At 45.9% G+C, this 26,447-nt stretch carries 27 protein-coding genes; 12 read left to right on the plus strand and 15 right to left on the minus strand.

What is annotated here, in order from left to right:
* Positions 1-72: 72 nt before the first annotated feature.
* The 3 genes from AC3FZD_RS05960 to carA form a co-directional block, all read right to left on the minus strand.
* Positions 73-471 carry a Mini-ribonuclease 3 gene (locus AC3FZD_RS05960; RefSeq protein ID WP_488739248.1) on the minus strand — a complete coding sequence of 133 codons (399 nt, stop codon included), beginning with the start codon at positions 469-471 and terminating at the stop codon, positions 73-75.
* A 73-nt stretch (positions 472-544) separates the two neighbouring features.
* Complete coding sequence (locus AC3FZD_RS05965; RefSeq protein ID WP_488740278.1) at positions 545-946, minus strand: STAS domain-containing protein; 402 nt, start codon at positions 944-946, stop codon at positions 545-547.
* Between the two features lie 132 nt (positions 947-1,078).
* A complete protein-coding gene (gene carA / locus AC3FZD_RS05970; protein WP_488739249.1) occupies positions 1,079-2,224 on the minus strand; it encodes a glutamine-hydrolyzing carbamoyl-phosphate synthase small subunit in 1,146 nt (381 codons plus the stop codon).
* Between the two features lie 82 nt (positions 2,225-2,306).
* Here carA and AC3FZD_RS05975 point away from each other — a divergent pair, with 82 nt between their 5' ends.
* Positions 2,307-3,167: a retropepsin-like aspartic protease family protein gene (locus AC3FZD_RS05975; protein ID WP_488739250.1), complete on the plus strand. Its 861-nt coding sequence runs from the start codon at positions 2,307-2,309 to the stop codon at positions 3,165-3,167.
* A 79-nt stretch (positions 3,168-3,246) separates the two neighbouring features.
* Positions 3,247-3,594 carry a XisI protein gene (locus tag AC3FZD_RS05980; RefSeq protein ID WP_488739251.1) on the plus strand — a complete coding sequence of 116 codons (348 nt, stop codon included), beginning with the start codon at positions 3,247-3,249 and terminating at the stop codon, positions 3,592-3,594.
* Positions 3,595-3,647: 53 nt separating this feature from the next.
* On the opposite strand, the gene AC3FZD_RS05985 is transcribed toward AC3FZD_RS05980, so the two are convergent.
* Positions 3,648-4,508: an HIT domain-containing protein gene (locus tag AC3FZD_RS05985; protein ID WP_488739252.1), complete on the minus strand. Its 861-nt coding sequence runs from the start codon at positions 4,506-4,508 to the stop codon at positions 3,648-3,650.
* Between the two features lie 143 nt (positions 4,509-4,651).
* Between AC3FZD_RS05985 and ccmP the strand changes: the two genes are divergently transcribed.
* The 3 genes from ccmP (at position 4,652) to AC3FZD_RS06000 (ending at position 6,766) form a co-directional block, all read left to right on the plus strand.
* On the plus strand, positions 4,652-5,293 hold the full coding sequence (ccmP, locus tag AC3FZD_RS05990) for a beta-carboxysome protein CcmP (RefSeq protein ID WP_488739253.1): 642 nt from the start codon (positions 4,652-4,654) through the stop codon (positions 5,291-5,293).
* Between the two features lie 6 nt (positions 5,294-5,299).
* Entirely contained in the window at positions 5,300-6,058 is a 759-nt protein-coding gene (locus AC3FZD_RS05995) for a pentapeptide repeat-containing protein (RefSeq protein ID WP_488739254.1), read from the plus strand.
* An 84-nt stretch (positions 6,059-6,142) separates the two neighbouring features.
* Positions 6,143-6,766, plus strand: coding sequence for a hypothetical protein (locus AC3FZD_RS06000; protein ID WP_488739255.1), 624 nt, complete (start codon positions 6,143-6,145; stop codon positions 6,764-6,766).
* Between the two features lie 108 nt (positions 6,767-6,874).
* On the opposite strand, the gene tilS is transcribed toward AC3FZD_RS06000, so the two are convergent.
* Both tilS and ccsB read right to left on the minus strand, forming a co-directional pair.
* A complete protein-coding gene (gene tilS / locus AC3FZD_RS06005; protein ID WP_488739256.1) occupies positions 6,875-7,867 on the minus strand; it encodes a tRNA lysidine(34) synthetase TilS in 993 nt (330 codons plus the stop codon).
* Positions 7,851-8,873, minus strand: a complete 1,023-nt coding sequence (ccsB, locus tag AC3FZD_RS06010; protein ID WP_488739257.1) for a c-type cytochrome biogenesis protein CcsB — start codon at positions 8,871-8,873, stop codon at positions 7,851-7,853. Before ccsB ends, tilS begins: the two co-directional genes overlap by 17 nt.
* Before the next feature lie 305 nt (positions 8,874-9,178).
* Here ccsB and AC3FZD_RS06015 point away from each other — a divergent pair, with 305 nt between their 5' ends.
* The 5 genes from AC3FZD_RS06015 (at position 9,179) to AC3FZD_RS06035 (ending at position 16,044) form a co-directional block, all read left to right on the plus strand.
* Positions 9,179-10,018, plus strand: coding sequence for a sulfotransferase family protein (locus AC3FZD_RS06015; RefSeq protein WP_488739258.1), 840 nt, complete (start codon positions 9,179-9,181; stop codon positions 10,016-10,018).
* Between the two features lie 232 nt (positions 10,019-10,250).
* Positions 10,251-10,901 (plus strand): transporter substrate-binding domain-containing protein, encoded by a 651-nt coding sequence (locus tag AC3FZD_RS06020; protein WP_488739259.1) that lies wholly within the window; start codon positions 10,251-10,253, stop codon positions 10,899-10,901.
* A gap of 78 nt (positions 10,902-10,979) precedes the next feature.
* A complete protein-coding gene (locus AC3FZD_RS06025; protein WP_488739260.1) occupies positions 10,980-13,118 on the plus strand; it encodes an ATP-binding protein in 2,139 nt (712 codons plus the stop codon).
* A gap of 166 nt (positions 13,119-13,284) precedes the next feature.
* Positions 13,285-14,823 (plus strand): helicase C-terminal domain-containing protein, encoded by a 1,539-nt coding sequence (locus tag AC3FZD_RS06030; RefSeq protein WP_488739261.1) that lies wholly within the window; start codon positions 13,285-13,287, stop codon positions 14,821-14,823.
* 33 nt (positions 14,824-14,856) lie between these two features.
* Complete coding sequence (locus tag AC3FZD_RS06035; RefSeq protein ID WP_488739262.1) at positions 14,857-16,044, plus strand: hypothetical protein; 1,188 nt, start codon at positions 14,857-14,859, stop codon at positions 16,042-16,044.
* 30 nt (positions 16,045-16,074) lie between these two features.
* On the opposite strand, the gene AC3FZD_RS06040 is transcribed toward AC3FZD_RS06035, so the two are convergent.
* From AC3FZD_RS06040 to AC3FZD_RS06070, 7 genes are all read right to left on the minus strand, one after another.
* Complete coding sequence (locus AC3FZD_RS06040) at positions 16,075-17,166, minus strand: protein kinase domain-containing protein (RefSeq protein WP_488739263.1); 1,092 nt, start codon at positions 17,164-17,166, stop codon at positions 16,075-16,077.
* Positions 17,167-17,243: 77 nt separating this feature from the next.
* Positions 17,244-17,861, minus strand: a complete 618-nt coding sequence (locus AC3FZD_RS06045; RefSeq protein WP_488740279.1) for a Maf family protein — start codon at positions 17,859-17,861, stop codon at positions 17,244-17,246.
* 3 nt (positions 17,862-17,864) lie between these two features.
* A complete protein-coding gene (gene psbP / locus AC3FZD_RS06050; RefSeq protein ID WP_488739264.1) occupies positions 17,865-18,407 on the minus strand; it encodes a photosystem II reaction center PsbP in 543 nt (180 codons plus the stop codon).
* Positions 18,408-18,511: 104 nt separating this feature from the next.
* Complete coding sequence (locus tag AC3FZD_RS06055) at positions 18,512-19,462, minus strand: Uma2 family endonuclease (RefSeq protein WP_488739265.1); 951 nt, start codon at positions 19,460-19,462, stop codon at positions 18,512-18,514.
* Positions 19,463-19,572: 110 nt separating this feature from the next.
* Positions 19,573-20,763, minus strand: a complete 1,191-nt coding sequence (locus tag AC3FZD_RS06060) for a tetratricopeptide repeat protein (RefSeq protein WP_488739266.1) — start codon at positions 20,761-20,763, stop codon at positions 19,573-19,575.
* Positions 20,764-20,908: 145 nt separating this feature from the next.
* Positions 20,909-21,541, minus strand: coding sequence for an alpha/beta hydrolase (locus AC3FZD_RS06065; RefSeq protein ID WP_488739267.1), 633 nt, complete (start codon positions 21,539-21,541; stop codon positions 20,909-20,911).
* Between the two features lie 32 nt (positions 21,542-21,573).
* On the minus strand, positions 21,574-22,368 hold the full coding sequence (locus AC3FZD_RS06070) for an alpha/beta hydrolase (protein ID WP_488739268.1): 795 nt from the start codon (positions 22,366-22,368) through the stop codon (positions 21,574-21,576).
* A 181-nt stretch (positions 22,369-22,549) separates the two neighbouring features.
* On the opposite strand from AC3FZD_RS06070, the gene ribBA reads away from it, so the two are divergent.
* Entirely contained in the window at positions 22,550-24,223 is a 1,674-nt protein-coding gene (gene ribBA / locus AC3FZD_RS06075) for a bifunctional 3,4-dihydroxy-2-butanone-4-phosphate synthase/GTP cyclohydrolase II (RefSeq protein WP_488739269.1), read from the plus strand.
* A 41-nt stretch (positions 24,224-24,264) separates the two neighbouring features.
* On the opposite strand, the gene AC3FZD_RS06080 is transcribed toward ribBA, so the two are convergent.
* Complete coding sequence (locus tag AC3FZD_RS06080; protein ID WP_488739270.1) at positions 24,265-24,510, minus strand: hypothetical protein; 246 nt, start codon at positions 24,508-24,510, stop codon at positions 24,265-24,267.
* Between the two features lie 90 nt (positions 24,511-24,600).
* Complete coding sequence (gene dtd, locus AC3FZD_RS06085) at positions 24,601-25,044, minus strand: D-aminoacyl-tRNA deacylase (protein ID WP_488739271.1); 444 nt, start codon at positions 25,042-25,044, stop codon at positions 24,601-24,603.
* Positions 25,045-25,377: 333 nt separating this feature from the next.
* On the opposite strand from dtd, the gene AC3FZD_RS06090 reads away from it, so the two are divergent.
* Positions 25,378-26,406: a chlorophyll a/b binding light-harvesting protein gene (locus AC3FZD_RS06090; RefSeq protein WP_488739272.1), complete on the plus strand. Its 1,029-nt coding sequence runs from the start codon at positions 25,378-25,380 to the stop codon at positions 26,404-26,406.
* Positions 26,407-26,447: the final 41 nt, after the last annotated feature.

Below are 26,447 nucleotides of genomic sequence, written 5' to 3' on the forward strand. Positions count from 1 at the left end.
ATTAATCGGATCTTAAGGTGTAGTTTGCCGGATAGGTTTGAGCCAAGTCTGTCGAACAAGACACATTTCTAATTATTCATCGAGATTAAGCGTCCCTAACAACTCATGCAGTCGAGAGGGATCGCTTATATAGAGATAGCCAATGAGGGTTTCTAGGCTCGTGGCTTCTTGATAAGTTTGGGGATCTAAGCGTCGAGGGGAACGATGGACACTATTGCGCCCGCGTCTAACTATTTCTAACTCTTGGGCATTTAAATGGGGGATTAGGGTTTTTAGATGTTGAGCTTGGCGTTCTGCACGAACCTGTTGGACGACCGCTTGATGATAGAGTTGCGATCGCTTAGGAGGCATCAGGTAATACACTCGCATGTACAACTCATATACAGCATCCCCCACATAGGCTAAGGCCGTTGGCGATAATCGCTCCCGATCCACCCCATTAGGAATCAGCTCTCTTGGATCGAGTACCACTAACCCCCCTTATCACTCAAATAGGAAGCTATCCAGTGGAAGGACTGGATAGCTCGGTGAAGACCTATCTTGGTCATGACGGTTTCAGATTTTCGAGAGCTACCTCTAGGGTCTCACACACCGATAGGAAACTTTCTAGGCGCACCAGTTTCACAGTTTGCAATACACGAGCATTAGCAACCACTTGTAGACTTCCTTTTTTCTCCTGATCTTCGGTAGCTTTTTTCACCAATTGAACTAAAGCTCCTAGCCCAGAACTATCCACAAAATCAATCTTAGATAGGTCTAGAATAATGTGTTTCGGCCCTTGGTCGATGTAAGAACTAACCGTCTTACGAAACGTGGGTTCAGAAAATGCATCTAATAAACCCGTGAGGCGAAAAATTTGTGCATTATCCCTGACCTCCCGCGTGCCTCTTAAACTAACGGTCAGGGTGAGTGTTTCAGGATTAATTCTACCCTCCTTTGATTTCAGATCAAATCGACATTGAACATTTCTGGGTTAAACCCCATCAAAAGACCATCAGGATTCGATGGCTGGAGATCTAGATTAACATTTTTGGCTGGTTTTGTACCAGATCCCCCACGGACTCAATTTGCCTAGATGTTAGGCGGCACTAGCCCTTTCCATGGCTTTAATAAAGTTTTCAAAGAGATAATCGGCATCATGGGGGCCGGGACTGGCTTCTGGGTGATACTGAACGGAGAAGATGGGTAGCTCTTTATGGCGCAGTCCGGCAATGGTTTTGTCGTTTAAGTTCAGGTGAGTGACCTCCACTTGGGAATTCAGGGAATCTCCACTAATGGCAAATCCATGGTTTTGACTGGTAATCTCTACTTTTTGGGACAAGCCAGCCGGTTGATTGAGACCTCGATGCCCGAATTTGAGTTTATAGGTTTCGGCTCCGAGGGAGAGTCCCAGAATTTGGTGACCCATACAGATGCCAAACATGGGTTTTCCGGCATTCACTAGCTTTTTCACGGTTTCAACGCCTTCGGTGACGGCAGAGGGATCTCCTGGCCCATTGGAGAGGAAAATACCATCGGGGTTATAGCTGAGGATTTCTTCGGCGGGAGTGTTGGCAGGAACGACAATGACTCGGCAACCGTAGCTGGCTAACCGCCGTAAGATATTGCGTTTGACTCCAAAATCGATCGCTACTACGGTATAGATGGGAGTATGGGGTTTAACGCCTTCGGGGTTGAATTCCCAGATTTCTGGGGTGGTGTCTGACCATTCGTAAGTAGAGGCTGTGGTCACTTCCCCTACCAGGTTCAAGCCGTTCATGTCCGGGGCTTGTTTGACTTGTTCGAGCAGTTGATTTTCATCGAGGATTTCGGTAGAAATGCCTCCATTCATGGCTCCCACACCCCGGATCTTACGGGTTAGGGCACGGGTATCGATGCCGTAAATGCCGATAATATTATGGCGTTTGAGATAGTCGGGGAGGGATTCGGTGGAGCGCCAATTGCTGGGAATGGTGCAAATATTGCGGGCGATCGCTCCTTTTACATAAGGGTGATCGGATTCTTCGTCATCTAAGTTAACCCCTGTATTACCCAGTTCAGGATAAGTAAATGTTACAATTTGACCGCAGTAACTGGGATCGGTGAGAACTTCTTGATAGCCTGTCATTCCCGTATTGAACACAACTTCTCCGAGGGTGGTTCCCGTCGCACCGAAAGACCAACCGCGATAGGCTGTGCCATCACCAAGGACGAGAAGGGCGGGTTTAGCATCTTTGAGTGGCATAGGCATCAAGCAGGATTAAGAACGTTGGTTATTATCGCACAGGGGAAAAGGAAGCAATGGTATTTTTAGATTGTTTTTGCCAATGAATTCTCAGATCGGGAAAAAAGGGGTGAAAGGGTTGATTTTATTTGGGGTAGGTCTCTTGATGGTGGCTTGTGAGCGATCGCCAGGAGATCCGGTAGTTCGGCCGACTCCAGAAGTGTCACCGGCGATCGCCTCCCCATCCCCTTCTCCTTCGGCTCAACCTTCCCCAGGGGTATCCCATCAACAAACCCTCCAACGGGCCCTCGATAAAGCCTATGGTGCAGCCAGTATTGCCCAGTCTGCCCAATCTTCGGGGGATTGGCAATTAGTCGTTCGGCAATGGCAACAGGCGATTGGACTTCTGCAACAAATTCCCCCCCAAAGTCCTCACCACACCCTAGCCCAACAAAAAATCAAGGAATATCAGCAAAACCTGACATACGCCCAAACCCAAACTCAAATCGCTTCCCCAGCCCCTTCCCCTACTCCCAAAATCATTGCGGTCAAACCCATTACCCCCATGCAACCGCGCTCCTCTACTGTCCAACCAGGAGTCATTCAAACCCCCATTAAGCGCCGAGAAGCCGGAACTCCAGTCATCGATGTTGTCTTTAATCAAGCCCGAACCTTTGAAATGATCGTCGATACCGGAGCCACAGGAGTTGTCATTACCCAAAGCATGGCCCAATCCCTAGATCTTCCCATCATTGGATCGGCCCAAATGGATACTGCCAGCGCCAAAGGTATAACTGTCCCCATTGGTTTAGTTGAATCTATTGCCGTTCAAGGTTTAGTGGTGCAGAATTTACCCGTCATTATTGCTGGTTCCCAATTGGAAATTGGCTTACTCGGCCATGATTTCTTTGGAGATTATGACCTGATTATTCGCCAAGACCAGATTGAGTTTCAACCGCGATAAAAAGATTAAGTTATAATCAGGCTGAAGAAGCAAAATTAAATATTTTGGTGTTCGATCCGAATCAAGAGGTGATTGTACAATGGAAGAAATAGAGAAAAAATTAAACTATTATCGCCAGATGATCGAGAAAATTCTCAATCACTATGGTGCAGCAAAACCGGCCAACGGTGATATTGAGGTGTATACCTTTTTCGATCGACAACAGGATCATTATCAAGTATTTCATGCTGGATGGAATCGCCATATGCGTATTTTTGGCCCCCTAATTCATATTGATATTCTCAATCATAAAATTTGGATTCAATATGATGGTACAGAAATCGGTATTGCCAATCAGTTGGTTGAGTTAGGGATACCCAAGGAAGAGATTGTCTTAGCATATCATGCGCCGTTTATGCGGCAATATGATGGCTTCGCTGTAGGGTGATTATGACCTGATTATTCGCCAAGACCAGATTGAGTTTCAACTGCGATGAAGTATTAATTTTTAATGGATTTAGGCAATACATGGCGGATTCCGCCTCGATTTCCTCCCGCATCATTTCTGTAGCGAGGAATAATGTGAATAGTCACATGATCCATTTTTTGACCGGCGGCATGATTAACATTAATGCCTACATTAAAGCCATCCGGATGAAATTCTTGAGTTAACAGCTCTTGCACTTTATTCGCCATAAACCAGCAAGCGGATTGTTCTTTAAAGGGCAATTCAAAATAGTTGGCAATATGGCGTTTGGGAACAATTAAAACATGACCCTTACTCACTGGGTAACCGTCAAACATAGCATAGGCTGTTGCTGATTCTGTGAGTAATCTTAAACTTTTGCGGGGATTGCAAAAAATGCAGCGTTTGTCTGAATGTTTTTGATGATTGTAGTGAATATACTCATAGATTTGGCAAGAGTCATCTAAGTGAATGGACTGAAAGGGCAGCTTAACCATACATTGATAGGTCTGCTTTTGATGGACATAATGTTGTCTAAAGCCCTCTCTTTTAATATCTCGCCTAACAGCATAATAGGCTTTTCCACCGGGTTTCAAGAGATGAGAAACTTCCATCATTACAGTTGCCTGTTCTTCAGGGAATAACACATTGAGAACATAAAAGCAAACAATGGTATCAAATTTCTGTTGGGGATAGTGAGGAAAATAGTGAGGATCGTAGCCTTGAATTTGAAGTCCTTGTTCAGAGAGGTGTTTAACATCATTACCTAACCCACAACCAAAGTCTAGGATCTGGCCTTGTAATAGGTTTCTTTCTAATAAAAACCGGGCGGGAAAGGATAAGAATGTGCGGTCAATAGCCGTGAGATGGCTGTATTTATTGGTTGGCTTTTTCATAGATGGGTAGTAGAGAAGAGGGAATAGGGACATCTTACCCATCTCAGTGTTTTCGCGTCTCCCCATCCCCCTATCCCCAAATAGGGGCCTCTACCAAGATATGATTGAATGTCTAGGGAGACAGATTGGGAGTATTCTGGATTTTGGCTACGGAATTACGAAGCTATGTTTTTATTGATAACCTTCAACCGCAGCACGCTGCCTATATTGGTACGGTGGCTTTAGGCTTTCTTCCCCTACCGGGAGATACATCGCTGTGGGTTGAGGTTGCCCCAGGTGTTGAAATTAATCGGATTACGGATGTGGCGCTGAAGGCGACGCGGGTGCGCCCAGCGGTTCAGTTTGTGGAGAGGCTCTATGGACTGTTAGAGATTCATTCGAGTAGCCAGGGGGAAACGCGGGCAGCAGGGCAAGCCATTTTAGATGCTTTGGGGGTAACGGAGCGCGATCGCCTGAAACCGCGTGTGGTTTCTAGCCAAGTTATCCGCAATATTGACCCCCATCAAACCCAATTGATTAACCGTAACCGTCGGGGACAGATGATTTTAGCGGGGCAAACCCTCTATGTGTTGGAGGTTCAACCGGCAGCTTATGCAGCTTTGGCGGCGAATGAGTCGGAAAAGGCGGCGCTGATTAATATTTTGCAAATCCAAGCGGTGGGGATTTTTGGTCGCCTCTATTTGGGAGGTGAAGAACGGGATATTATTGCAGCTTCTCAAGCAGCTTTGGCGGCGATCGAAAATATCTCTGGACGAGAAAATCCTGCTCCTGATGCTACTCTATAAGGTGTTATGGCGAATTCTGAACATTTAGCATTGTTTTATCGAGGTATTCCTATCTGGCATAAGTGGAAAATGGCTTATCCAGACATTACCCCGGATTTGAGCGAGACGGATTTGGGGGGTTATCGACTCCCAGGAGTGGATTTAGCAGGGGTAGATTTAAGACGGGCGAATCTATCGCGCATGGAATTGGAAGGGGCGAATCTCTATCAAGTGAATTTGAGTGGGGCGATCGCCTCTCATACCCTATTGACTACTGCTTGCTTAAGGGAAAGTCAAGCGATCGGCACAGAGTTTAAGCAAGCGGATTTAAGCAGAGCTGATTTAAGTGGGGCGAATTTGATGGGTGCAGATTTAACCGAAGCTAATTTAGAGGGGGCAAATCTACGAGGGGCTTCTTTGAGTGGCGCAAATCTGATGAGGGCGAATCTTAAGGATGCGGATTTAAGCGATACTAATTTAAGGCGCTGTAATTTAAGTTATGCCAATTGTCTACAAGCTAACCTGAGTGGAGCGGTTCTCATGAATGCGGTTTTGCATCACACGGAGTTGATTAATGCCCATCTCTATCGAGTGGATTTAAGAGCAGCGAATTTAAGTCAAGCCCATTTAGCAGGAGCCTATTTATGGGGCGCAAATTTGAGGGATGCTGATTTGTATCAAGCGGATTTGAGATGGACAAATTTAAGCCGAGCTAATTTAATGGGCGCTCGGTTCGAGGATGCCTATTTACGAGGGGCAATTTTGAATTCAACCGAGTTTGAATAACTCCTCTCTCTCCCGATAAGGCAATGAATGATAGTAATAATAGTCTACTCTGTTACAGGAAAAAGGGCTGTAAACTTTTAAAAAATGACCCAATTAGATGCAAAATTTCCGTTAAATTCTATTCTCCAACCTTTGATGGAAAAGGTGGGCTTAAACTCTTGGACTGCCTTGAGTCAGGCTTCAGGAGTGTCGATGAAACAATTGCGGTGCATCCGTCAAGGTAAGATAGAAGATCTGAAAATAAGTACGTTGTTGCAGTTAGGGACAGCGTTACAAATTGCTGCACCAGAATTGTTATCTACTCTGGCGAAATTGCCCGATCCGGTAACTGAGCTAAGGCAAGAATATGACCGCCTGCAAGGGCAACTGGAACGACAACATCAAGAGTTAAAAGAGAGCTTTCAGCGAGAAAGTTTAGACCAGTTAGAATCTTGGTTACGCTATTGGCCGATCGCCGTGGCTAAAGTGGAACAGGAAGCCAATGTCAAGCCGGGAAATTTAGTAAAATTAGTCACACCAGTTGAGCGGTTAGTGGAAAGTTGGGGACTAGAAGTAATTGCAGCAGTTGGCGATCGCGTTCCCTACGATCCCCAATGGCATCAATTCACCCAAGGAGCCGCCGATCCAGGAACCCTGGTGACGGTGGTTGCACCGGGATATCGCTATCAGCAAAAGTTGCTTTTTCGAGCAGAAGTGTCCCTCAATTAAAGATTAAAATAGTTTATAACCAATGACTAGATGTGGTTGGCCTAACTATTGACTTACCCGAATATCCTTTATCCAATAATTTAGTCTTATTCTCTACCCTTGAGGACATCAAATTATAATCAATAACTCAATCCAGGGATGCTGAACGCGGGCAATGCTGCCACCGGGAAAGGGATCGGTTTGGGAGCGGTTGGGAGCGGTGATTAACTGGGTCACTTTTTCCACTTGGGCAAAGTTGGGGGCATGGGGGAGCCATCGGATCAGAAACTGGCGGATAACTCGCCGTTGTAAGGATAGGGGCGCGTCGGCAAGCAGTTGGCGGTTGAGTTGCGGTAAGTCGGGGTGGGTGACCTGGGTATAAAGAGTTTTAGCCAGGGATTCCAGATACTCAACATCAGCTTCTAGAAGTTCGGCAGTAGTCGCCAGATGATTAGAAGCTCCAGGGTTAATGCTCTCTAGGGCGGGGATGAGGTGCAGTCTGATCTGGTTGCGAGTATAGCGGGTGTCTTGATTGGTTCTATCTTCCCAGATGGGGAGCTGGAACTGTTGGCAAAATTGGGCGGTTTGCGATCGCCCAATTTCCAGCATCGGCCGCACCAATTGCACCTTTTCCGCAAGAGGACGCTGCCAACTCAGGGCCGCGAGTCCATCAAGTCCACTACCCCGAATGAGATTATGGAGCAGAGTTTCAGCGCGATCGCTTTGGGTATGTCCCGTCACCACCCTGGAAAATCCATGATTTTCAGCCAGTGCTATCAAAGCAGAATAACGCCAGGAGCGGGCAGCCGCTTCCCCGTGAAGGGGTCGATTGGCGGTTTTTTGATAAAACAAGAGGTTCCAATGCCCAGCCATCTCAGAGACCTGCTGGGCGTTGGCCGCCGAATCCGATCGCATTTGATGGTCGCAGTGGGCAACGGCTAACTGCCATCCCCACTTGGGTTGCAAATCTAGGAGCAGTTTCAGGAGACAAACCGAATCTTGACCTCCAGAAACGGCCACTAACAGAGATGCATGGGGGGGAAGCAGTTGGGGCCGCGATCGCAACGTAGCCTGGAACCTAGAGTGTAAGTCGCTCCAATCTGGTTTAAAAGAACCAGCCATAGGAATGCAACCCTTTGCCCAACAGATTCACGCCCATGTAGCACACCCAAACCACACAAAAACCAGCAGCCGCGAGAATAGCAGGACGGCGACCTTGCCAACCTTTGGTAATGCGAGCATGGAGATAGGCAGCGAAAACCAGCCAGGTGATTAAGGCCCAGGTTTCTTTAGGGTCCCAACTCCAGTAAGATCCCCAAGCTTCATTAGCCCAGACTCCTCCAGCGATAATGCCAATGGTGAGCAGGGGAAAACCGAGACCGATCATCCGATAGCTGATATTGTCCAAAATTTGGGCCAGGCTCAGGGTTTCTGGCGACCAAGTGAGGGTAGTTTGCAGACTGATCCGCTCTAGGGTGGGGGTGACCGCACCTCGACTCCGCTCGGTGACCGCACTGCCATTACTGCTGAACTGAACAGAGGGTAGGTCAGAGACCGTTTGCAGCTTATTTAGGGGCGTTTGGCGACGGTTGCCATTGCCGTAGGAGCTACCGGTAAGGCTCACCGCTTGCCCCCGCGTGATGATTAAAAAGGCGATCGCCAACAGGGAACCCACCATCAAACAGGCATAGCTCAGAAGCATCACGCTCACATGCATCATCAGCCAGTTGGACTGAAGCGCCGGAACGAGGGGTTCAGCGACTTGCATTTCATCGGGTAAAGACAGAGCAGCAAAGGCGGTAATCCCCATGGCAACGGGGGCAGTGACTGCACCTACCCACCGGGAGCGGCTTAGATATTCCGCCAACAGATGGACGGCAGTCAGTCCCCAAGCAATGAAAAATAGCGACTCGTAGAGGTTACTGAGGGGAAAGTATCCCGCTTCGATCCAACGAGCGCCGAGTAAGGAGGCAATGGACAAATTGGCGATCGCCATCCCTGCGGTTCCCAGGATCGCTAAATAGGGGATTTTGGGAAAGGCTATCCCCGACCAATACAGTAACATCGTCACCAAGAGGACGGCAAAGCTTAGATTATCTAGGCTATTCTGGAGCGTGACCAGATCCATTATTTTATGTTTCTCCCAACGTTAAAGTGTTCTCTTCTTCTAGATCCTATCGGAAATGCAGCCAACCGAGTTAAGTCATGGGTAATATCAGGTCTGATTAAACCCTTGTCATTGCGATCGCACGGAAGCCTTCGCCCTTCCCTTTCCTGTTGGCGACAGCCGAAACGCAATGACATAGCATAACTGATTATTCAGACTGGATATAAAATTTAAGGAGTTAAGACGTTAAGAATACAGGAAAAAATGCTAATGCTTATAGCTCTGTTGTAAAATCAAACTATTCTAACCCTTCTGCCTAATCTTTCATGCCCCTTAATTCGCCATCCCCTATTTTTCTGGTGGGGTGTCCTCGCTCAGGCACTACATTTCTGCAAAGCCTCATTGCCGCACATCCCCAGATTGCCTCCTTTCCAGAAACCAAATTTTTCAGCAATTTAACCCCCGATCCTGGGATCAAACAGCAATTAGGATTAGTCGCTCGCAATCGTATCCATTCCACTCTCTGTTCTTTTTTTGCCAGCATCAATCAACCAGAGCTTATTGTCACCCTCCCTAAACTGCCTTTCAAAGCCATTTATATTCCTTATTTTATTCACCTTCTCAACCAACTGACTCGCGATCAAGGCAAGAAGCGTTTTCTGGAAAAAACTCCACAGCATCTTTACCACATTGAAGAAATTCAACGCTATCTTCCTAATGCTCAATTTATTCATCTTTATCGTAACGGTACAGATGTAGTTGCTTCCCTGTATGAAGTTACTCACCGCTATCCTAAAATTTGGGGAGGTTCTTGGGATCTGGATCGCTGCATTAATACCTGGATTGAGATGATCCAACTCAGTAGTCAATACTTAGATCAACCCAATCATTGTGCAGTTAGATATGAAAAAATGATTGTCCAGACCTCAGATCAATTACAGAAACTCTGTCAATTTCTGCACCTAGAATATAGTGAAACCATGATCGAAGATTACGCCAATCAGTCCCAATTTTTAGTCAATAAAACCAGTAGAAAAGTAGAACCTCAAATCAGGGACATTCATGATGTAAGTAAAAAGTTTTATACCCTATTCACCCCAGAACAACAAAACTATATTGTGCAGCAACTATCGGCTACTAATTTAGAGGAAATTTCTTTTCTTTAAGAAGACTATAAAAACCCAATTCAATTCCCGTAATCAGTAATGCTACCAAGCCGTTCTGAAATTTGATATAATAATAGGTTGGTCTATCTTATCCTCAAAACTCCTTACTCCTTACTCCTGACTTCCACCTATGAAATTGATCAAAACTTTTCTGATTCTCAGTATAACAACTTTCTTTAGTGTGCTTATTTTTTCCGCTTGCAGCCCATCCAGCACTCAAACTACTTTAGTTATGGGAACCTCTGCCGATTATCCTCCCTATGAATTTAAAGATAGCGCAGGAGGAGAAGAACAGATTATCGGCTTTGATATTGACATTGCCCAATATTTAGCCGAGTCCCTCAATTTTGAACTGAAAATTGAGGATATGAACTTCGATCGCCTCATTCCTGCTTTAGAAAACAATGAAGTAGATTTTGTCATGGCAGGTATGTCTCCCACACCAGAGCGCCAAGCCAAGGTAGCGTTTACGGATCTCTATTATCAAGCCTCTAGTATTATTCTCATGCCCAGAGGGGCCAATCTGAACCTTAAAGAAGATGCACAAGGCAAGCGCGTGGGTGTACAAGGGGGATCGATTCAAGCGGATGCAGCTAAAAAGATTACCGAGATTGAGTTGGTAGAGTTTGACAAAATTGGGGAAATTATCCAAGCGGTGAAAGCTAAAACCCTAGATGCAGCTATTATCGAGTCCACAGTAGCAGAGCGCTATGCTTCCGCAAACCCAGATTTAGATTTTACCCAATCCTTTGACACGGGATCGGGGGGTTCGGCGATCGCCCTTCCCAAAGATTCGCCTTATACCGAATCCTTTAATCAAGTTTTAACCGAAATGAAAGAAACTGGAAAAATCAAAGAACTGATCCAGAAATGGTTTAGCTAACTTAACCCTATTACCCATTACTCATCACTCATCACTCATTGCTCATTGCTTAAACGTCTTAAACTTTGGACTGCACTTTTGCCCCGCAAACTCCCTTTACGGGTTGTTTTAGTGGTTCCCTTTGTACTACAAGTTTCCTTAGCCGTTGGGTTAACCGGTTGGCTTTCCCTTCGTAATGGACAAAAAGCGATTAATCAAGTCACCACCCAATTACGTCAGGAAATTACTGCTCGCATTGAGCAGGAACTCGCCGACTATACCCATGATTTATCTTTAGTCAATCAAATTAATCAAGATGCCGTATCTCTAAACTTACTCAATCTCCAAGATCCTCAGCAACTGCAAGCCTATTTCTATAAGCAATTACAAGCCTTTGAAGCCATTAGTGCGATTAAATTTAGCAGCGCAGGAGGGGAGTTTTTAAGCTTAGAGCGATCGCCCGATGGATACCTACTATCCTTAGCCAATTCAGACACAGAGCAAGCCCTAGAAACCTATGAACTCAATAGCGCTCAAGAAAGGGAGCAACTTTTATCCTCGACTCCAGACTATGATAGCCGTCTAGAATTGTGGTATGAGAATGCCATTCAAGCGGGAAAAGCCACTTGGGGCGGGATTTACACCCATCTGGGTTCAGAAACCTTAGCCACCACCGTTAATCAACCCGTTTACACCAACAAGGGCAAACTTTTAGGGGTATTTGGGGCAGAATTTCGACTCTCAGAAATCAGTGAATTTTTACAAGAACTCAACATTAGCCCAGGGGCAGAAGCCTTTATTTTAGAGCGTTCCGGCTTATTAGTCGCCAGTTCCACCTTAGATCGTCCCTTTCTCGTCACCTATGGCACAACCTTAAGAATTCAAGCCACCAATACCAGCGATCGCCTCATTCAATCCTCCGCCCAGTATCTTCAAGAAAAATTTGGCACTGTAGACAAAGTACAAACCCCACAAAAGCTCCAGTTTTTGCTCGAAGGAAAGCGGCAATTTTTACAAGTTACCCCCTTTCAGAATGCCCAAGGAATCGATTGGATCATTGTGGTAGTGGTTCCAGAAGCCGATTTTATGCAGCAAATCAATGCCAATACCTGGATTACGATTCAACTCTGTGCGATCGCCCTATTCGTATCCCTTTTACTCGGCTTAAGAACCTCCCGTTGGATTACCCAATCCTTAAATCAACTCATTCAAGCCACCGGAGCAATCGCCCAAGGCAACCTCAATCAAAACTTGCCCCACTTCTATCTGCGCGAATTGGAAAAACTGCGCCGTTCCTTTAACCAAATGTCCCAGCAACTGCGCCATTCTTTCCAAGCCTTAGAAACCGCCAACCAAACCTTAGAAGATCGAGTTGAAAAGCGCACCGAAGCCCTCAAACTCGAAAAAGAAAAAACTGAGCAAGCCCTACAAGAACTTAAGCAAACCCAAGCCCAACTCATTCAAACCGAAAAAATGTCCAGTTTGGGTCAAATGGTAGCCGGAATCGCCCATGAAATCAACAACCCAATCAGCTTTATTTACAGCAATTTACCCCATGCCAAAGAGTATTTAGAAGGGTTAACAGAATTAATTAAACTCTACCAAAAAAAATATCCTGATTCTAGTCCAGAGATCGCAGAAAAAACCGAATCCATCGATTTAGACTTCATCGTAGAAGACTTTCAAGACTTAATGAACTCCATGCAAAGCGGAGCCGATCGCATTCAAAAAATCGTCTTAGGCTTGCGGAGTTTTTCCCGGTTAGATGAATCCGATCAAAAATGGGTCAATATCCAAGATGGATTAGAAAGTAGTTTAATGATTTTGCAACCCAATCTACACTCGATTAATGTCATCACCAACTATACCAGGGTCTCCAATGTATTTTGCTATCCCAGTGAAATCAATCAAGTTTTTTTCCAGATCCTAGAAAATGCCATAGATGCTCTATCTGAACCCAACATTATCAATCCCACCCTATGGATAGAAACCCAAGATCTCTCACGAGATATTGTTCAAATTCGCATTGCTGATAACGGCCCAGGAATTGAAGAATCCCTAAAATCCCGCATTTTCGATCCCTTTTTCACCACCAAACCCGTCGGCCGGGGAACCGGATTAGGTCTTTCCATTAGCTATCAAATTATTGTCGAGAAACACAAAGGGGAATTACGCTGCAACTCCACCCCTGGAAAAGGAGCCGAATTTTTGATTAAATTACCCATAAAATCGAGTTAATGCTGGAGTTCCTCATCAACAGAAGATGATTTTTATAGCTATTATACACAATGAGAGATCAAAACCGACTTCTCTTGCCCAATGGCGTGCAGGTTTGGCAGCAAGTGCCACAATAAGAAGAAGTATGTAATTGATTCCTGTAAAAGTTAGACACAAAGGTAAACCTGTGATTGAGGTGGAAGTCCATCAGCAACTGCGAGCGTTTCTGCGCTTGTCTGCTTCTCCTTCCTGGCCCCATCAGTTAACGATGGCCCGGTTAGTTGCGCGGGCCATGCGTTTAGGACGGAGTGCTTTAATTCAGACGGGTCGCCCTCTTTATCAGGGACAACCTTATCGGGTGAGTTATTTGGTTCCCTTGTTGATGTGGCCGGGGCCAGCGATTTGGGTGGGCCCCCAGGAGGTGCTACAGCAGTTGCAGATGGTGGAAATTCCCCAATTACAGGAGACCTTAGCCCTCAGTTGGGTAAAGTCGGTGGTGGTGGCCGATCGCTGGCCCCATGCAGATTTTTCCGGTATTTTATTGACTACCCCAGAGCAGTTTTTTGGCGATCGCCTCCATCCTCACCACCCAGGAGAGCGCTTCCCCCTGGGTATTCCCACCCTCATTGATGGTGTAGATGACTTAGAGGCCTGGACTAGGAAACAGGTGAATCAATGCTTAACTCCCAAGGATTGGTCAGATTTAATGTTAGCCAGTCCCCAACATCGAGACCCCATTCGCGACATTCAAGTTAAGCTCACCAAATCCATTTTTCAACATCCCCCCAACCCCTACGAGTGCTGTTTATTGACCGAGGCGGATCGAGAGGCGATCGCCCAATTATTCGATTACTTCGATGAATATCAGCTTATCCTCCCCTCTCCCTGGCAACACTTTATTCTCCCTCCATCCCCTGAAGAACACCTCTTATGGGCTGATATTCATCGTTCTACCGGTCAATTTACCCTCTGGTCTGGCCCCATAGATATCGCCCCGATCCTCACTCCCCTATGGGCGAATCAACCCGTAGTTTTAATTGGGCAAACCCTGGATCGAGAACCGAATGCCACCCGCTATTGTGCCCAAATGGGACTCCAAGATCTCACCTGCATTCAATTTAATGCCTCTGGCAACCAAGATTTAATCCATCTCTATTTACCCGATCGCCTTCCTCTCCCCAATACTCCCCAATTTCAAATTCAGGTGTTGCCAGAAATTCAAGGGTTACTGAGTATGCGAGGAAATCAAGGGAGTTTAACCGTTATTTTAGTTGCCGATGTGCCCCTAAAAGCCCAAATAGCAGCTACATTAGCCGGTGAATTTGGCTCCAAAGTGCAAGTGGAAAAAACCTCATTAGAACCCCATGGCATTTTAGTCTGTGGATGGGAATTTTGGCGATCGCATCAAAGCCTGCTCTCCACCCCCGGTTTACTGATTATTGTCGCCTTGCCCATCCCCTCCTTAGAACATCCCCTCGTAGCTGGACGAGTTGCCTATTATAAACAAAGGCGCTTAGACTGGTTTCGAGAATATCTACTACCCACTGCCATCCAAAACCTGAAACGGGCGATCGCCCCAGTCCGTCCGGGAGTCGTAGCCCTATTAGATACCCGTGTCCTCCACCGCAGCTATGGCAAAACCATCCTCACATCCCTCGAACCCATAGCCCGCATTAATTACCGCGATCCCACCTGGGTCAGAGAAATTTGGGATCAACAACCCTAGAGCCATACTTAAAATGCGATATTTAGAGAACGTATGTCATCTAAAAAATATCAAAAATGTCGAAATCGCCAAAATCAATGGATCGCCTTTGAACTTTTATTTGCTTTTTGGATTATCTTGCCTTTATTAATTATCGGCGGTTTTAATCTTCTTATCGATCCCTATGGAATTTATAATGAATTTTTCATCCTCCGGAAACTCAATGATTACAAACCCAAGAAAGAAGATAATGACAGACTCTATAAAGCCATAGACATCATTCATCTTCAACCCAATACCATTTTACTCGGTTCATCTAGGGTCAAACGAGGCTTAGATCCCGATCATCCCGCTCTAGATGCTTTCCCTCCCGTTTATAACTTAGGTCTCAATGGGGCTAATATCTATGAAATGCGACGGTATCTTGAGCATACTTTAGTCAATAATCCTCGGCTTAAGCGCGTCATTTTAGGACTTGATTTTTTTACTTTCGATCGGCATATTAAAAATCAGCCTGGTTTTGCCGAATACCGTTTAGAAAAAAAGCGGATTTCTGGGCAAGATGCCATCAATACCACCTTCTCCTTAGACACCTTAACCAGTAGCCAGGAAACCATTCAGGCTAATTTTGATACTTTTAAATCCGAGCAAATTTCGGCATACAAGGGATTTTTACCTTACTTTAAAATTCATGATGGCAATACGGAGATTCGCTTTCAGGGGTCAACTAAACTCTTTTTTATAGAGCATCAAAATTACCAGCTATCCGCAAAGTATATGGAAGATTTCAAGACAATTGTCAATCTTTGTCAACAGAATAAAGTGGAGTTAATTGTATTTATTTCCCCCTCTCATGTCATTCGATTACAGTCCATTTATGCCAGTGGAAAATGGTCTGTTTTTGAAGAGTGGAAGCGTCAAATCGTGGAGTTAATGGGATCGGTTTGGGATTTCTCCAATTATAACTTTGTTAATCGAGAGCAATTAAGCGAAAAGATGAATTATTATGTAGATGATTCCCATTATACTAAGCCCGTTGGCGATTGGGTTCTCAATCGCGTTTTGGGTTATCAAGAAGAAGAGGTTCCCCCAGATTTTGGAGTTCTCTTAACCCGTAATAACCTAGATCGAATTTTGGCCAAAAATCGCCAAGATAGGGATCGATGGCAGAAAGAATATCCTCAATATGTGGAGTTTGTGCAATCGATTCAGGCAGATGTAATCAAAAATTATAAAAAATAGATGCATCTTAACCCAATCAAAGCGTTTCAGCTACCAATGCTGGGGAAAGTTACGAGTGCCCAACTTTTGCCGCTTTTGCAGTCGTTCCATACGCGCTCGGATTTCTTGAGCGCGACGCTGGGCTGGAGATACATATTCCTGGGGTTCGGGTTCTTTTGGTTGGGGTTGATGGGTGAGACACTCATTTAAACTCTCCAGATGAGGTGCAAGATCTAGAGCGGTTAGCACTTCCTGAGCTGAACTATATCGTTCCTTGAGATCCACCGCCAACATTTTATCGAGAACATCAGCAAATCGATCGCTGACTTCTACATTATTGCGCCACCATTGTTTAGGGCGAAAATGGGGGAGGTCATCATCGGAGGAAAATTGACCGGTTAACATATAAATACAAGTAATGCCTAGGGCATAAAGATCGCTGGCAAAGGTGGGGCGTAGGGCTAATTGTTCGGGGGGAGAAAAGCCAAAAGTTCCCACAAAAGCAGTAGAAGCAGTCGCTGTAATGGTATGATCCGATTCAGTTTCTTGGATTAAGTGTTTGACTGCGCCAAAATCAATTAACACTAATTCTCCTGTAGAGGACTGGGATCTACTATGTCGGCGAATAATATTGGGGGGTTTAATATCGCGATGGATCACCCCTTGCTCATGAATGAATTTTAATAGGGGTAAAATTTCCAGCAGAAATGATTTAACTAGGCTTTCAGAATATTGGCCGCGATGTCGAATTTCACGGGAAAGGGTTCGCCCTTGAATGTATTCTTGAACGAGATAAAATTCCCCATCTTCCTCAAAATAATCGAACATTTGGGGAATTTGGGGATGGTTGCCTAACTGACTGAGAATTCTGGCTTCTCGACGAAAGCAGCGACGGGCTCGTTCGAGTCCTTTGGTATGTTTGACTTTAGGGCAAAGTTGTTTAATGACACACCAGGGTTGTTGGGGTGTACCTAAATCTTTGGCTAGAAAGGTGACTCCAAAGCCGCCGCGTCCCAGGAGTTTGTACATTTGATAGCGATCGCGAAATAACTCATCTTCTCCACATAGACGTGCTAAATCCGTTTCCCAAGTTACGTTTTTAGGAAACTGGAGTAATTTATGCGAGGCTTTCTCATTAGCCATATTTCTCCCCAACGTTTGCCGATGATTGTCGATTGCTGGTTCTTGTTTTAGTGTAGCAATCTTATAAGATTAGGGGTTTAATGGCTGGATGGCTCCCACCATTGAGTGATATCGTACCCCAATTGTTCTACCATGGATCGCAGACAAGGTAAGCTCAGGCCAATGACATTCATATGACAGCCTTCGATGCGCTCGATAAATATTCCCCCTTTGCCTTCTATGGCGAAGGCTCCGGCACAGTTGAGGGGTTCTTTAGTGGCAATATAGGCTCTTAAGGCGCGATCGCTCACACGGGCAAAATAGACCTGGGTTACTTCTGCGGTGATTACAGACTCTTTTTGCTGTAAATCTAACAGGGCATAACCCGTATATAAAGCCCCTTTTTGACCGCGCATTTCCTGCCAACGGCTCATGGCTTCGGCTGCACTGGCAGGTTTACCATAAATTTGATGGTTGATCGCCAGTATGGAATCACACCCTAAAATCAGGGGCAGGCGATCGCATTTTTCATACTCCGGGGCGATCGTTTCTGCCTTGCGTTGGGCCAAGGTTTTCACCAAAGTTTCTGGGTCTGAGCTTTGCACTTGAGATTCATCAAAATGGCTCGGATGAACTTGGGGAAAGATTCCTGCTTGTTGGAGTAAGCGCAACCGGGCTGGGGAAGCAGAAGCCAAAACCAAGGGAGGAATGGTCATCATCTAATAAACATTAAAGGATTGAACGACTTGTTCAAAGAGAGTATGCAGTTTTTGCCAGCGTTTTTCCGTTGTCGATAAACTAAACGTGAGCAATTTTCCGCGACTGACTGCCACACTGGTAAGATTATGGCGCAGGGGTTGGTCAGGAATATTGACCTCGTACTCCAACAAGTAATAGAGCTTATCACCAAGGGTTTTAGAGCCTGCATTCACCAATTCTGCACTGCGTCCGCTATTTTCCGGGGCGATCGCCGTTTTTGAGAGTTGATATCCCACTTCTGTTGCTGTTCCCAGATCGCTTAATCCTTTGTCTGCGTTCACTGGGTTAATCACGACGGATAAATTTTCCGTTCTCTCTACTAAATCGTGAAAGACCACATCGGGCCCCCCACTGACTTTCACCGGAACCCAACCATTGGGGTATAAAAACTCATATCCTTTTGTGGCATTGACATACTGTTGCAGTCCACTGGTAGCAGAAACACAACTGGTCAATATCAAGGTTAATGCCATCAGAGTGGCGATCGCTAGGCGTTTGAACATTGGGCTTATTCCTCAATCTTCTGTAGGAATAAGGGTATCATATAGAGGAATACCTTGGAGATCCAGAAGCTAAGGGGTCAACGGCCGTTAACCCCTACAGGATCTTAATTAGGCACTGAGTTGACTTGTTCTACGGTTAAATTAAGTGCCTCAGCCACTTGTTCTGCACTGAGTCCCATGGCTAACAAACGGGAAATTGCTGCCTGTTGGGCAAGTTCTGCTTGTTGGGCACGAGATTCAGCTTCCTGAGCGCGAGACTCTGCTTGTTGGGCCCGTTCCCGTTCTGCCTCAGCGCGAGATTCTGCTTGTTGGGCCCGTTCCCGTTCTGCCTCAGCGCGAGACTCTGCTTGTTCAGTACGCACCCGATCCAGGGCGCTTTTCTCCCATCCTGTCAGCAACAAATTACCTTCGCTATCCCACCATCTCAACCACAGTTGGTGTTGATTCTGATAGTTTCCTCGCCATAGGCCTAATTCTACGCCCAATGGCTCGATGAGATAATGTCCGCGCTGATTGGGACTCATCCGTTGATAAGAGCCATTAATGAGGTTATATACCTCTAGTTCTCCAGTTTGAATGACATAAATTCCATAGTAAGGAATCCGAATAATATTCTCGTATACCCAAAATTTCCCCGGTCGTTTTCCTTCCTCTAAATTCTGGGGTGATAATGCCGTTGTGTCTCTCTCCTCATTCCCGTTTCCACTAGCCAATTCTAAAGCAATTAATGGGGCAATAAATTCCCGCCACAGAACGTAAGAACGGCGATATTGTCCATCGATATCTGGGGGGACATTGGGGACATAAAACCAATCTGGCGCTTCTGCACCGTCTTGGGGTGGATGGGTTTCGCGCCAATAGATGCCGCTATCTTGACCGATCGCATATTGCCCATCTGGATGCCGTTGTTCTAAAATCGGGCCGATGGAATCTGTCAGTAGAATACTTTGGGGATGCTCCTGAAAATTCTTCACAAATGTACCATCCTCCTCTGGCAATTGCGTATGGTCAGGGAAAGGAGGGGGTAAGATGATTTTTTCCGTACTTTGAGTCATAATCTATCCTCCTTCGCACAGGTTCAGTCACTTCTCTTTATTGTAGTCAGAATTGTAGGGGTCAACGGCCGTTAACCCCTCCAGGATCTTGATTTTGGATGAAATTGACGTTAAAGTTCGGTAAATCCCATGGTGGCGAGTTCTTGCTGTAGTCGTTCGCCTTCTTTAGGGTTAATACCTTTGTAAAGGGCGATCGCCTCTTTAAATGCCTTGAGACTTTCGGGAACATTGCCCCCTTTGAGATAGGCAACCCCTAGGTTTTGATAGGCTTGGGCATATTGAGGATTGTATTGTATGGCTTTACGATAAGCGGCGATCGCACTATCGAGTTTCCCCAGAGTCTTAAATGCCATGCCTCGGTTAAAGTAACCTACCGCAAAGGTGGGGTCAATCTCGATCGTTTTCTGATACATTAACAGGGCATCCCCCAGGTTGCCTTGAGCTTGTAGTAAGTTCCCCAGGTTATTATAAGCCCCCAATTTCAAAGGCAGCAAAATCTCTATGGCGATCGCCTCTTTATAATATTTGATCGCCTTGGCGAACTTTTGCAGGCGACTGTAGGCCAAGGCCAAATGGTAATACAGTTCAAACCGGACTAAATCGCTCATTTCCTGGGAAAGGACACTTTCTAGGATCTCAATTCCCCGTTTGACCTCTCCCATTTGGCTGTATAGCGCTCCTAATTTGCTGCAAGTGTAGGGGTCTCCAGGATGATCTTTTAAATAGCCTTCCATAGCTAATTTCGCCCGCTCTGCCTTATTTTGAGCCGCGATAATACTCGGTTGATAGCCATAATGATCGATCGCGATCACCGGTAAACTAGCAATTTTCCAATGGGGTTCATGCTGTAATAAAGCTTCGACGGAATCATCCACAATGGCATGATAGGGACGGGTAAATTGCACTTGGGGATGATTGCGAAACAGTCGAGACACGAGGGAATAGGGGGATTGGGTAGCCCCAATTTCGTGACGAATTAAGTTAATGACTAAATGCTCTTCGGATGTTATCGCCTGTTTCAGGGGATTAATAGCGCTGGGATTCAACTGTTCATCGGCATCTAAGACTAAAATCCAGTCTCCCTGTGCATATTTGAGGGACTCATTACGGGCGATCGCAAAATCATTACACCATTCAAAATATTCTACCTGTGCTACCCATTGTTTGGCGATTTCCACCGTGCGATCGCTCGATCCAGTATCTAAAACCACTATTTGATCGACCACATCTTTCACACTTTTCAAACAAGCGGGCAGATTTTGCTCTTCATTTTTAACAATAATGCACAGGCTTAAAGTCATGAGTAATCAGTAATCAGTAATGAGTAATCAGATTGTAGGGTGGGTATACAGATTTTCCTTTCTCTTCCTGCCCACCCTACACTTTCATTTTTAATTTTTAATTTTTAATTGACTCCCCATCCCCCAAAAAGGGGGAAACGGGAGTTTAAGGACTTTCCACTTCTTCGCAGTCGCAGACAATGCTACTGAGAAAATCCTTGACAATGGCGATCGGCAACTCTAACTGTACCCCAACGCGATCGACAAAGGCGATCGCCTCATTCGCCACTCGTTGCACGCGCTGTCCATCGACATAGAGTCCTTCCGTGGGGTACTTCTGCAAAAACTCTAACAGAGAAATTTGGCCATCATCACTTGCAGATAGGGTAACCGCAGAGCGCAGGGCTTGAATATTGGCATTTCCGGACTTGGTACTAAACAGATAGCCTAATTCAAACAACACATACTCTCCCGGTAGCGAGTAGAACACCCGATCCACAAATAACAAGTTTAATCCCACTTGATAGGTTAACAACTGGCGCATCTGTTCCGGATCGGCATTAGCCGCATTCAGAATAAACCGAATAATCGGCGATTGCTCTCCGGTTTCCACGAATTCGGCTAAATCAGATACAGGAACCGAACGAGAAACGGGGCCATACTTAAACACCACCCGTTCCGCACCCAGAGCTGCCGAACTCGCTAAACACAGACTCGCAGCACCCGCGCATAGCAGGGGACAAGTGCGAACCATCCACTGAGAAATCTGGTGTTGAATGGACTGTATAACTGTAGACATAAGCATTGAGTCTCAAAAGTAATCAACCGGATTTACTCAACGGTGGCGCTGAGACGAGAAAGGTTAGTGAAGCTAACTGACTCTAATACAATGGAGTTGTCAGTTGTATCTTTAATGACGATTCCATTTTCCGTCACTTCTGCTGTATAGCTGCTGGGTTTGCAGGTATTGCTGGCAGGAGCAGAGGCTGAGAGTCCATCAGTGCTGGGCAAACTGCTGGAGGGTTCGCATTCACAGACGATATCTTGCAGGAAGCGTTTGGCTACTTCTAAGGCAGGAATAATCCGTTCGACCAGCGCCTTAGCTTGTAAATAAATTGGCTCTAAACTGGTGACATCTACGGTAATCGTTTGGATCGGATAGCGTTCGAGCAAGCTAATGAGCGACAGTTCGCCATCTTCTTCCACAGCTTCTAGGAGGGTATTTTTGACCGCTTCTAAATCCTGGCTACTCGCGGATGAGGCGATCGCCTGATCCAATTTCAGGACGACAAACTCCCCTGTAGAGGTATTGACCAGGTTTCGGAAAAAGTCGGGGTTGACTCGAATCGATAAATTCAGGATCTCTTGAACTTCCGAGGGCACTTGATCCGTATTGTCTAAGAAGCGCTGTAAATCAGAGGGAATTGTACCATTGCGGGCAAAATCTCTCAGTTCGCGCACCCCTAGGGTCACTTCCTCAGATTTATATTTGAAAATGATTGTATCAGCAGCTTGGGCAGTGGGAGCGAAACAGAGCATACTGGCTGTAGTCGCTGCGGTTCCCAATAAAGCGGCGATCGCTCCCTGGCGAAGATGATCTAGGCAATTGATGCTAACTCTATCCATCGCATTTTCCTCAACAGATGTGACTCTATAATAAGCATGATTTGCTCTATCAACTTAAAATTAAAAATTAAAAATATTAAAAATGAGTTATAAACGGCTGCCCCTCATCCCCCTACCCCCATCTCTTCCTTTCCCATTCGGGGTACAATAACAACACCTAACCGATCACCACTCTCTCACTGTGACTTCCTCTCCTTCCTTTCAGTTTGATTCCATTGAAAGCGCGATCTCCGACCTCAAACTCGGCCGGATGGTGGTTGTCGTCGATGATGAAAATCGGGAAAATGAAGGCGATCTCGTTGGCGCTGCACAGTTCGCGACTCCCGATATGATTAACTTTATGGCGGTTTATGCACGGGGTTTAATCTGTTTGGCAATGATGGGCGATCGCCTCGATCAACTCGACCTCCCCCTCATGGTCACCCACAACACCGATAAAAACCAAACCGCTTTTACCGTCAGTATCGATGCTTCCCCTGAACTCGGAGTCAGTACCGGCATTTCTGCCGAAGACCGGGCCCGCACCATTCAAGTCGCCATTAATCCCCACACTCGCCCCCACGACTTACGCAGACCGGGGCATATTTTCCCCCTGCGATCGCGGGAAGGAGGAGTCTTAAAACGAGCCGGTCATACGGAAGCCAGTGTCGATTTAGCCCGGTTAGCGGGTTTATATCCAGCCGGAATTATCTGTGAAATTCAAAACCCCAATGGCTCCATGGCCCGACTCCCCCAACTGATCCGCTATGCCCAATATCATCAACTGAAAATTATTAGTATTGCCGATTTAATAGCCTATCGTTTGCAGCATGAACGATTTGTCAAACAAGAAGCTCTAGCGAGTCTTCCCACCCAATTTGGCGAGTTTAAAATCTACGCCTATCGCAACACCTTAGATGATTCAGAACATATCGCCATAGTTAAAGGAGATCCGAGTAAATTTGCTGAACAAGTGGTCACCGTGCGGATGCATTCGGAATGCTTAACGGGAGATGCATTAGGCTCCCTGCGCTGTGATTGTCGGATGCAACTACAAACAGCCCTGAAAATGATTGACCATTCGGGAGCAGGGGTGGTCGTCTATTTGCGTCAGGAAGGGCGAGGTATTGGCTTGGTGAATAAACTAAAAGCTTATATGCTCCAAGATCAAGGTTTGGATACGGTAGAAGCGAATGAAAAATTAGGCTTTCCGGCTGATTTACGCAACTATGGGGTCGGGGCGCAAATTTTGAATGATTTAGGGGTGAAAAAATTTCGCTTAATTACTAATAATCCTCGCAAAATTGCCGGACTAAAAGGCTATGGTTTGGAGATGGTCGATCGCGTTCCCCTGCTCATTGAAGCCACAGATTATAATTCGGCCTATTTAGCGACGAAAGCTCAAAAACTAGGCCATTGGTTGCTACAAACTTATTTAGTTACGGTTGCTCTAGAGTGGAAAGACCCCCATCCTTCTGTTACTCAACGCTATGAATGGTTGGAGAAACTGCGCTATTGGTCTGCTGAGAAAGATTTACTCCTTCAGGAAGAAACCCGACCGGTGGCGATCGCCCTTTTTGCCCATCCTTCTTTAATCGTTCATTTAGGCTTCGATCAGCCCTATAGCGATCCGATGGAATGGTATCACGACCCTGAACATCCCTATTCCCAGGCGATCGCCTCCTGGTTAGATTTGCTCGTCGGTTGGTCACCCGTTCAGCGCCTCGAATTTCTCATCAGCGATGGATCTGACCCCCTGGATGGGCTGCAATTGAAGTTACAAAGACAACCCTGCGATCCCCAAACCTCTGTCCCTTCTTCCCTATTTGAGCATCTGGAAACCCAGAAAATTTATAGCTTCAAATTTGCACAATAGTTTGCACAATAGTTAAATCCAGTTAAATCCGATCCAGCAGACTATTTTTTCGCTGGAGTTTGACCCCCACCTTGTTCTTGTTCAAGGGCCTCCTCCGTGCGTTCATAGGGGTTGGTTTTGCGTTCCCACTTGGGAATTAAGCCCACTAAAAACTCGTTCAAGGTGACGCGGGTTTGGGCGCTTGCAGGGCCCAAGGGTTCTGGAAGAAAGCGATCGCCAAGCAACACAAACACTAAAAATAGGATACTCGACAGAATTAACCAGGGTTTCAAATAAGCAAATTTCATCTTCATTTCCTCATTATTGGGCATTGTACTAGCCCTAGTGTTCCCTAGCTCTTAGTAAATCCTTTCATGGGATATTCATCCAATTAAGCCTTACTCTAAAAGCAAGGTCACCGGGCCATCATTCTCAATTTTAACCTCCATCATTGCCCCAAATTCGCCTGTTTCTACCTTTAAACCACTTTCTTTTAAAAGAGTCACAAACCGATCGTAAAGCGCTCTAGCTTGTTCGGGAGCAGCAGAGCGATCGAAGGAAGGGCGACGACCTTTACGACAATTGCCATACAGGGTAAATTGACTCACCACCAGCAGCTCACCATCGATCTCTTGTACGGATTTTTGCCAACGGCGATCGCTACCTTCTGGATCGGGAAAGATTCGCAATTCCAGACATTTTTTCGCCATCCATTCTAGCTCTTTCTCCGTATCGGTATCTGTAATTCCCACGAGCAAGTTTAATCCTCGGCCAATTTTACCGATAATCTGGCCATTCACGGATACGGAAGATGCAGTCACTCGTTGAATTAGGACGCGCATAGAGGTATGGCAGATGCTTCAAGGGGGCGATCGCCTCAAAGCCAGGATCGCCCTTATCCCTCTAATCTAGCACATCTCCAGACCCTCCCTCTTATTGATAGTTATTCTAAATAGCTTTCTCAATTATCAACCCCAGAGAGCCTCAAATACTTGACCTGCGATCCACAAAAGCCACTTAAATCAATGGTTTTGTTAGTTTTCCTTCCCCAAAATCGTAATCTTTACAAAACTTTACTTTTTTATAATTGACAATTATTCTGAACTGAGTTTGAATAAGTAACTGTTGAGAGAGATTCTCAACAACTACTCCGCTCTAACTCAGTTAACGATCCTATGCAAACCTACGACAAGCCCCAAGTCACCTATGACTGGTGGGCAGGCAATGCACGATTTGCCAACCTTTCCGGGCTATTTATCGCCGCCCATGTGGGGCAATCCGCCCTAATCACCTTCTGGACAGGAGCCTTTACCCTATTTGAAATTTCGGGATTCGATCCCAATCAATCCATGGGTGAACAAGGACTCATCCTCCTTCCCCACCTAGCCACCCTAGGATGGGGAATTGGCGAAGGCGGTCAAATCATCGACACCTATCCCTACTTCGTCATTGGAATGCTTCACCTCATTTCTTCGGCTGTACTAGGAGCTGGAGCCTTATTCCACACCTTCAAAGCCCCAGAAGATCTCAAAACCGCTCAAGGTTTTGCGAAAAATTTTCACTTTGATTGGGAAAACCCCAAACAATTAGGCATCATCCTAGGGCATCATCTCTTATTTCTGGGTCTGGGAGCCTTCTTGCTCGTCGGCAAAGCCATGTACTGGGGTGGGCTTTACGATAGTACCACGGAAACCGTCCGCATCATTAGCAACCCCACCCTTGACCCCTTAATCATCTATGGGTATCAAACCCACTTTGCCAGCATTAGCAGCTTAGAAGATTTAGTAGGCGGTCATATCTATGTGGGCATCTTGCTCATTGGTGGTGGAATTTGGCACATTCTTGTCCCTCCCATGAACTGGGCCAAGAAAGTCTTAACCTTTTCCGGTGAAGCCATTCTCTCCTATTCCCTGGGTGGTATTGCCCTCGCGGGTTTTGTTGCCGCTTACTTTTGTGCAGTCAACACCCTAGCCTATCCCATCGAGTTTTATGGCCCGGTTTTAGAAGTGAAATTGGGAATTGTCCCCTATTTTGCCGATACCGTTGATTTACCTGGAGGCACTCATAGCTCCCGGTGTTGGTTAGCCAATGCCCACTTCTTCCTCGCCTTCTTCTTCCTGCAAGGCCATCTGTGGCACGCTCTACGGGCAATGGGGTTTGATTTCCGTCGCGTAGAACAAGCCCTCAACGCCGTGGAAGGATAATCAGACTCTTTTGGGTCAGCAAGTTGTTTTAATTCTCTCCT

It is taken from the genome of Roseofilum sp. KMC-1, assembly GCF_057802075.1.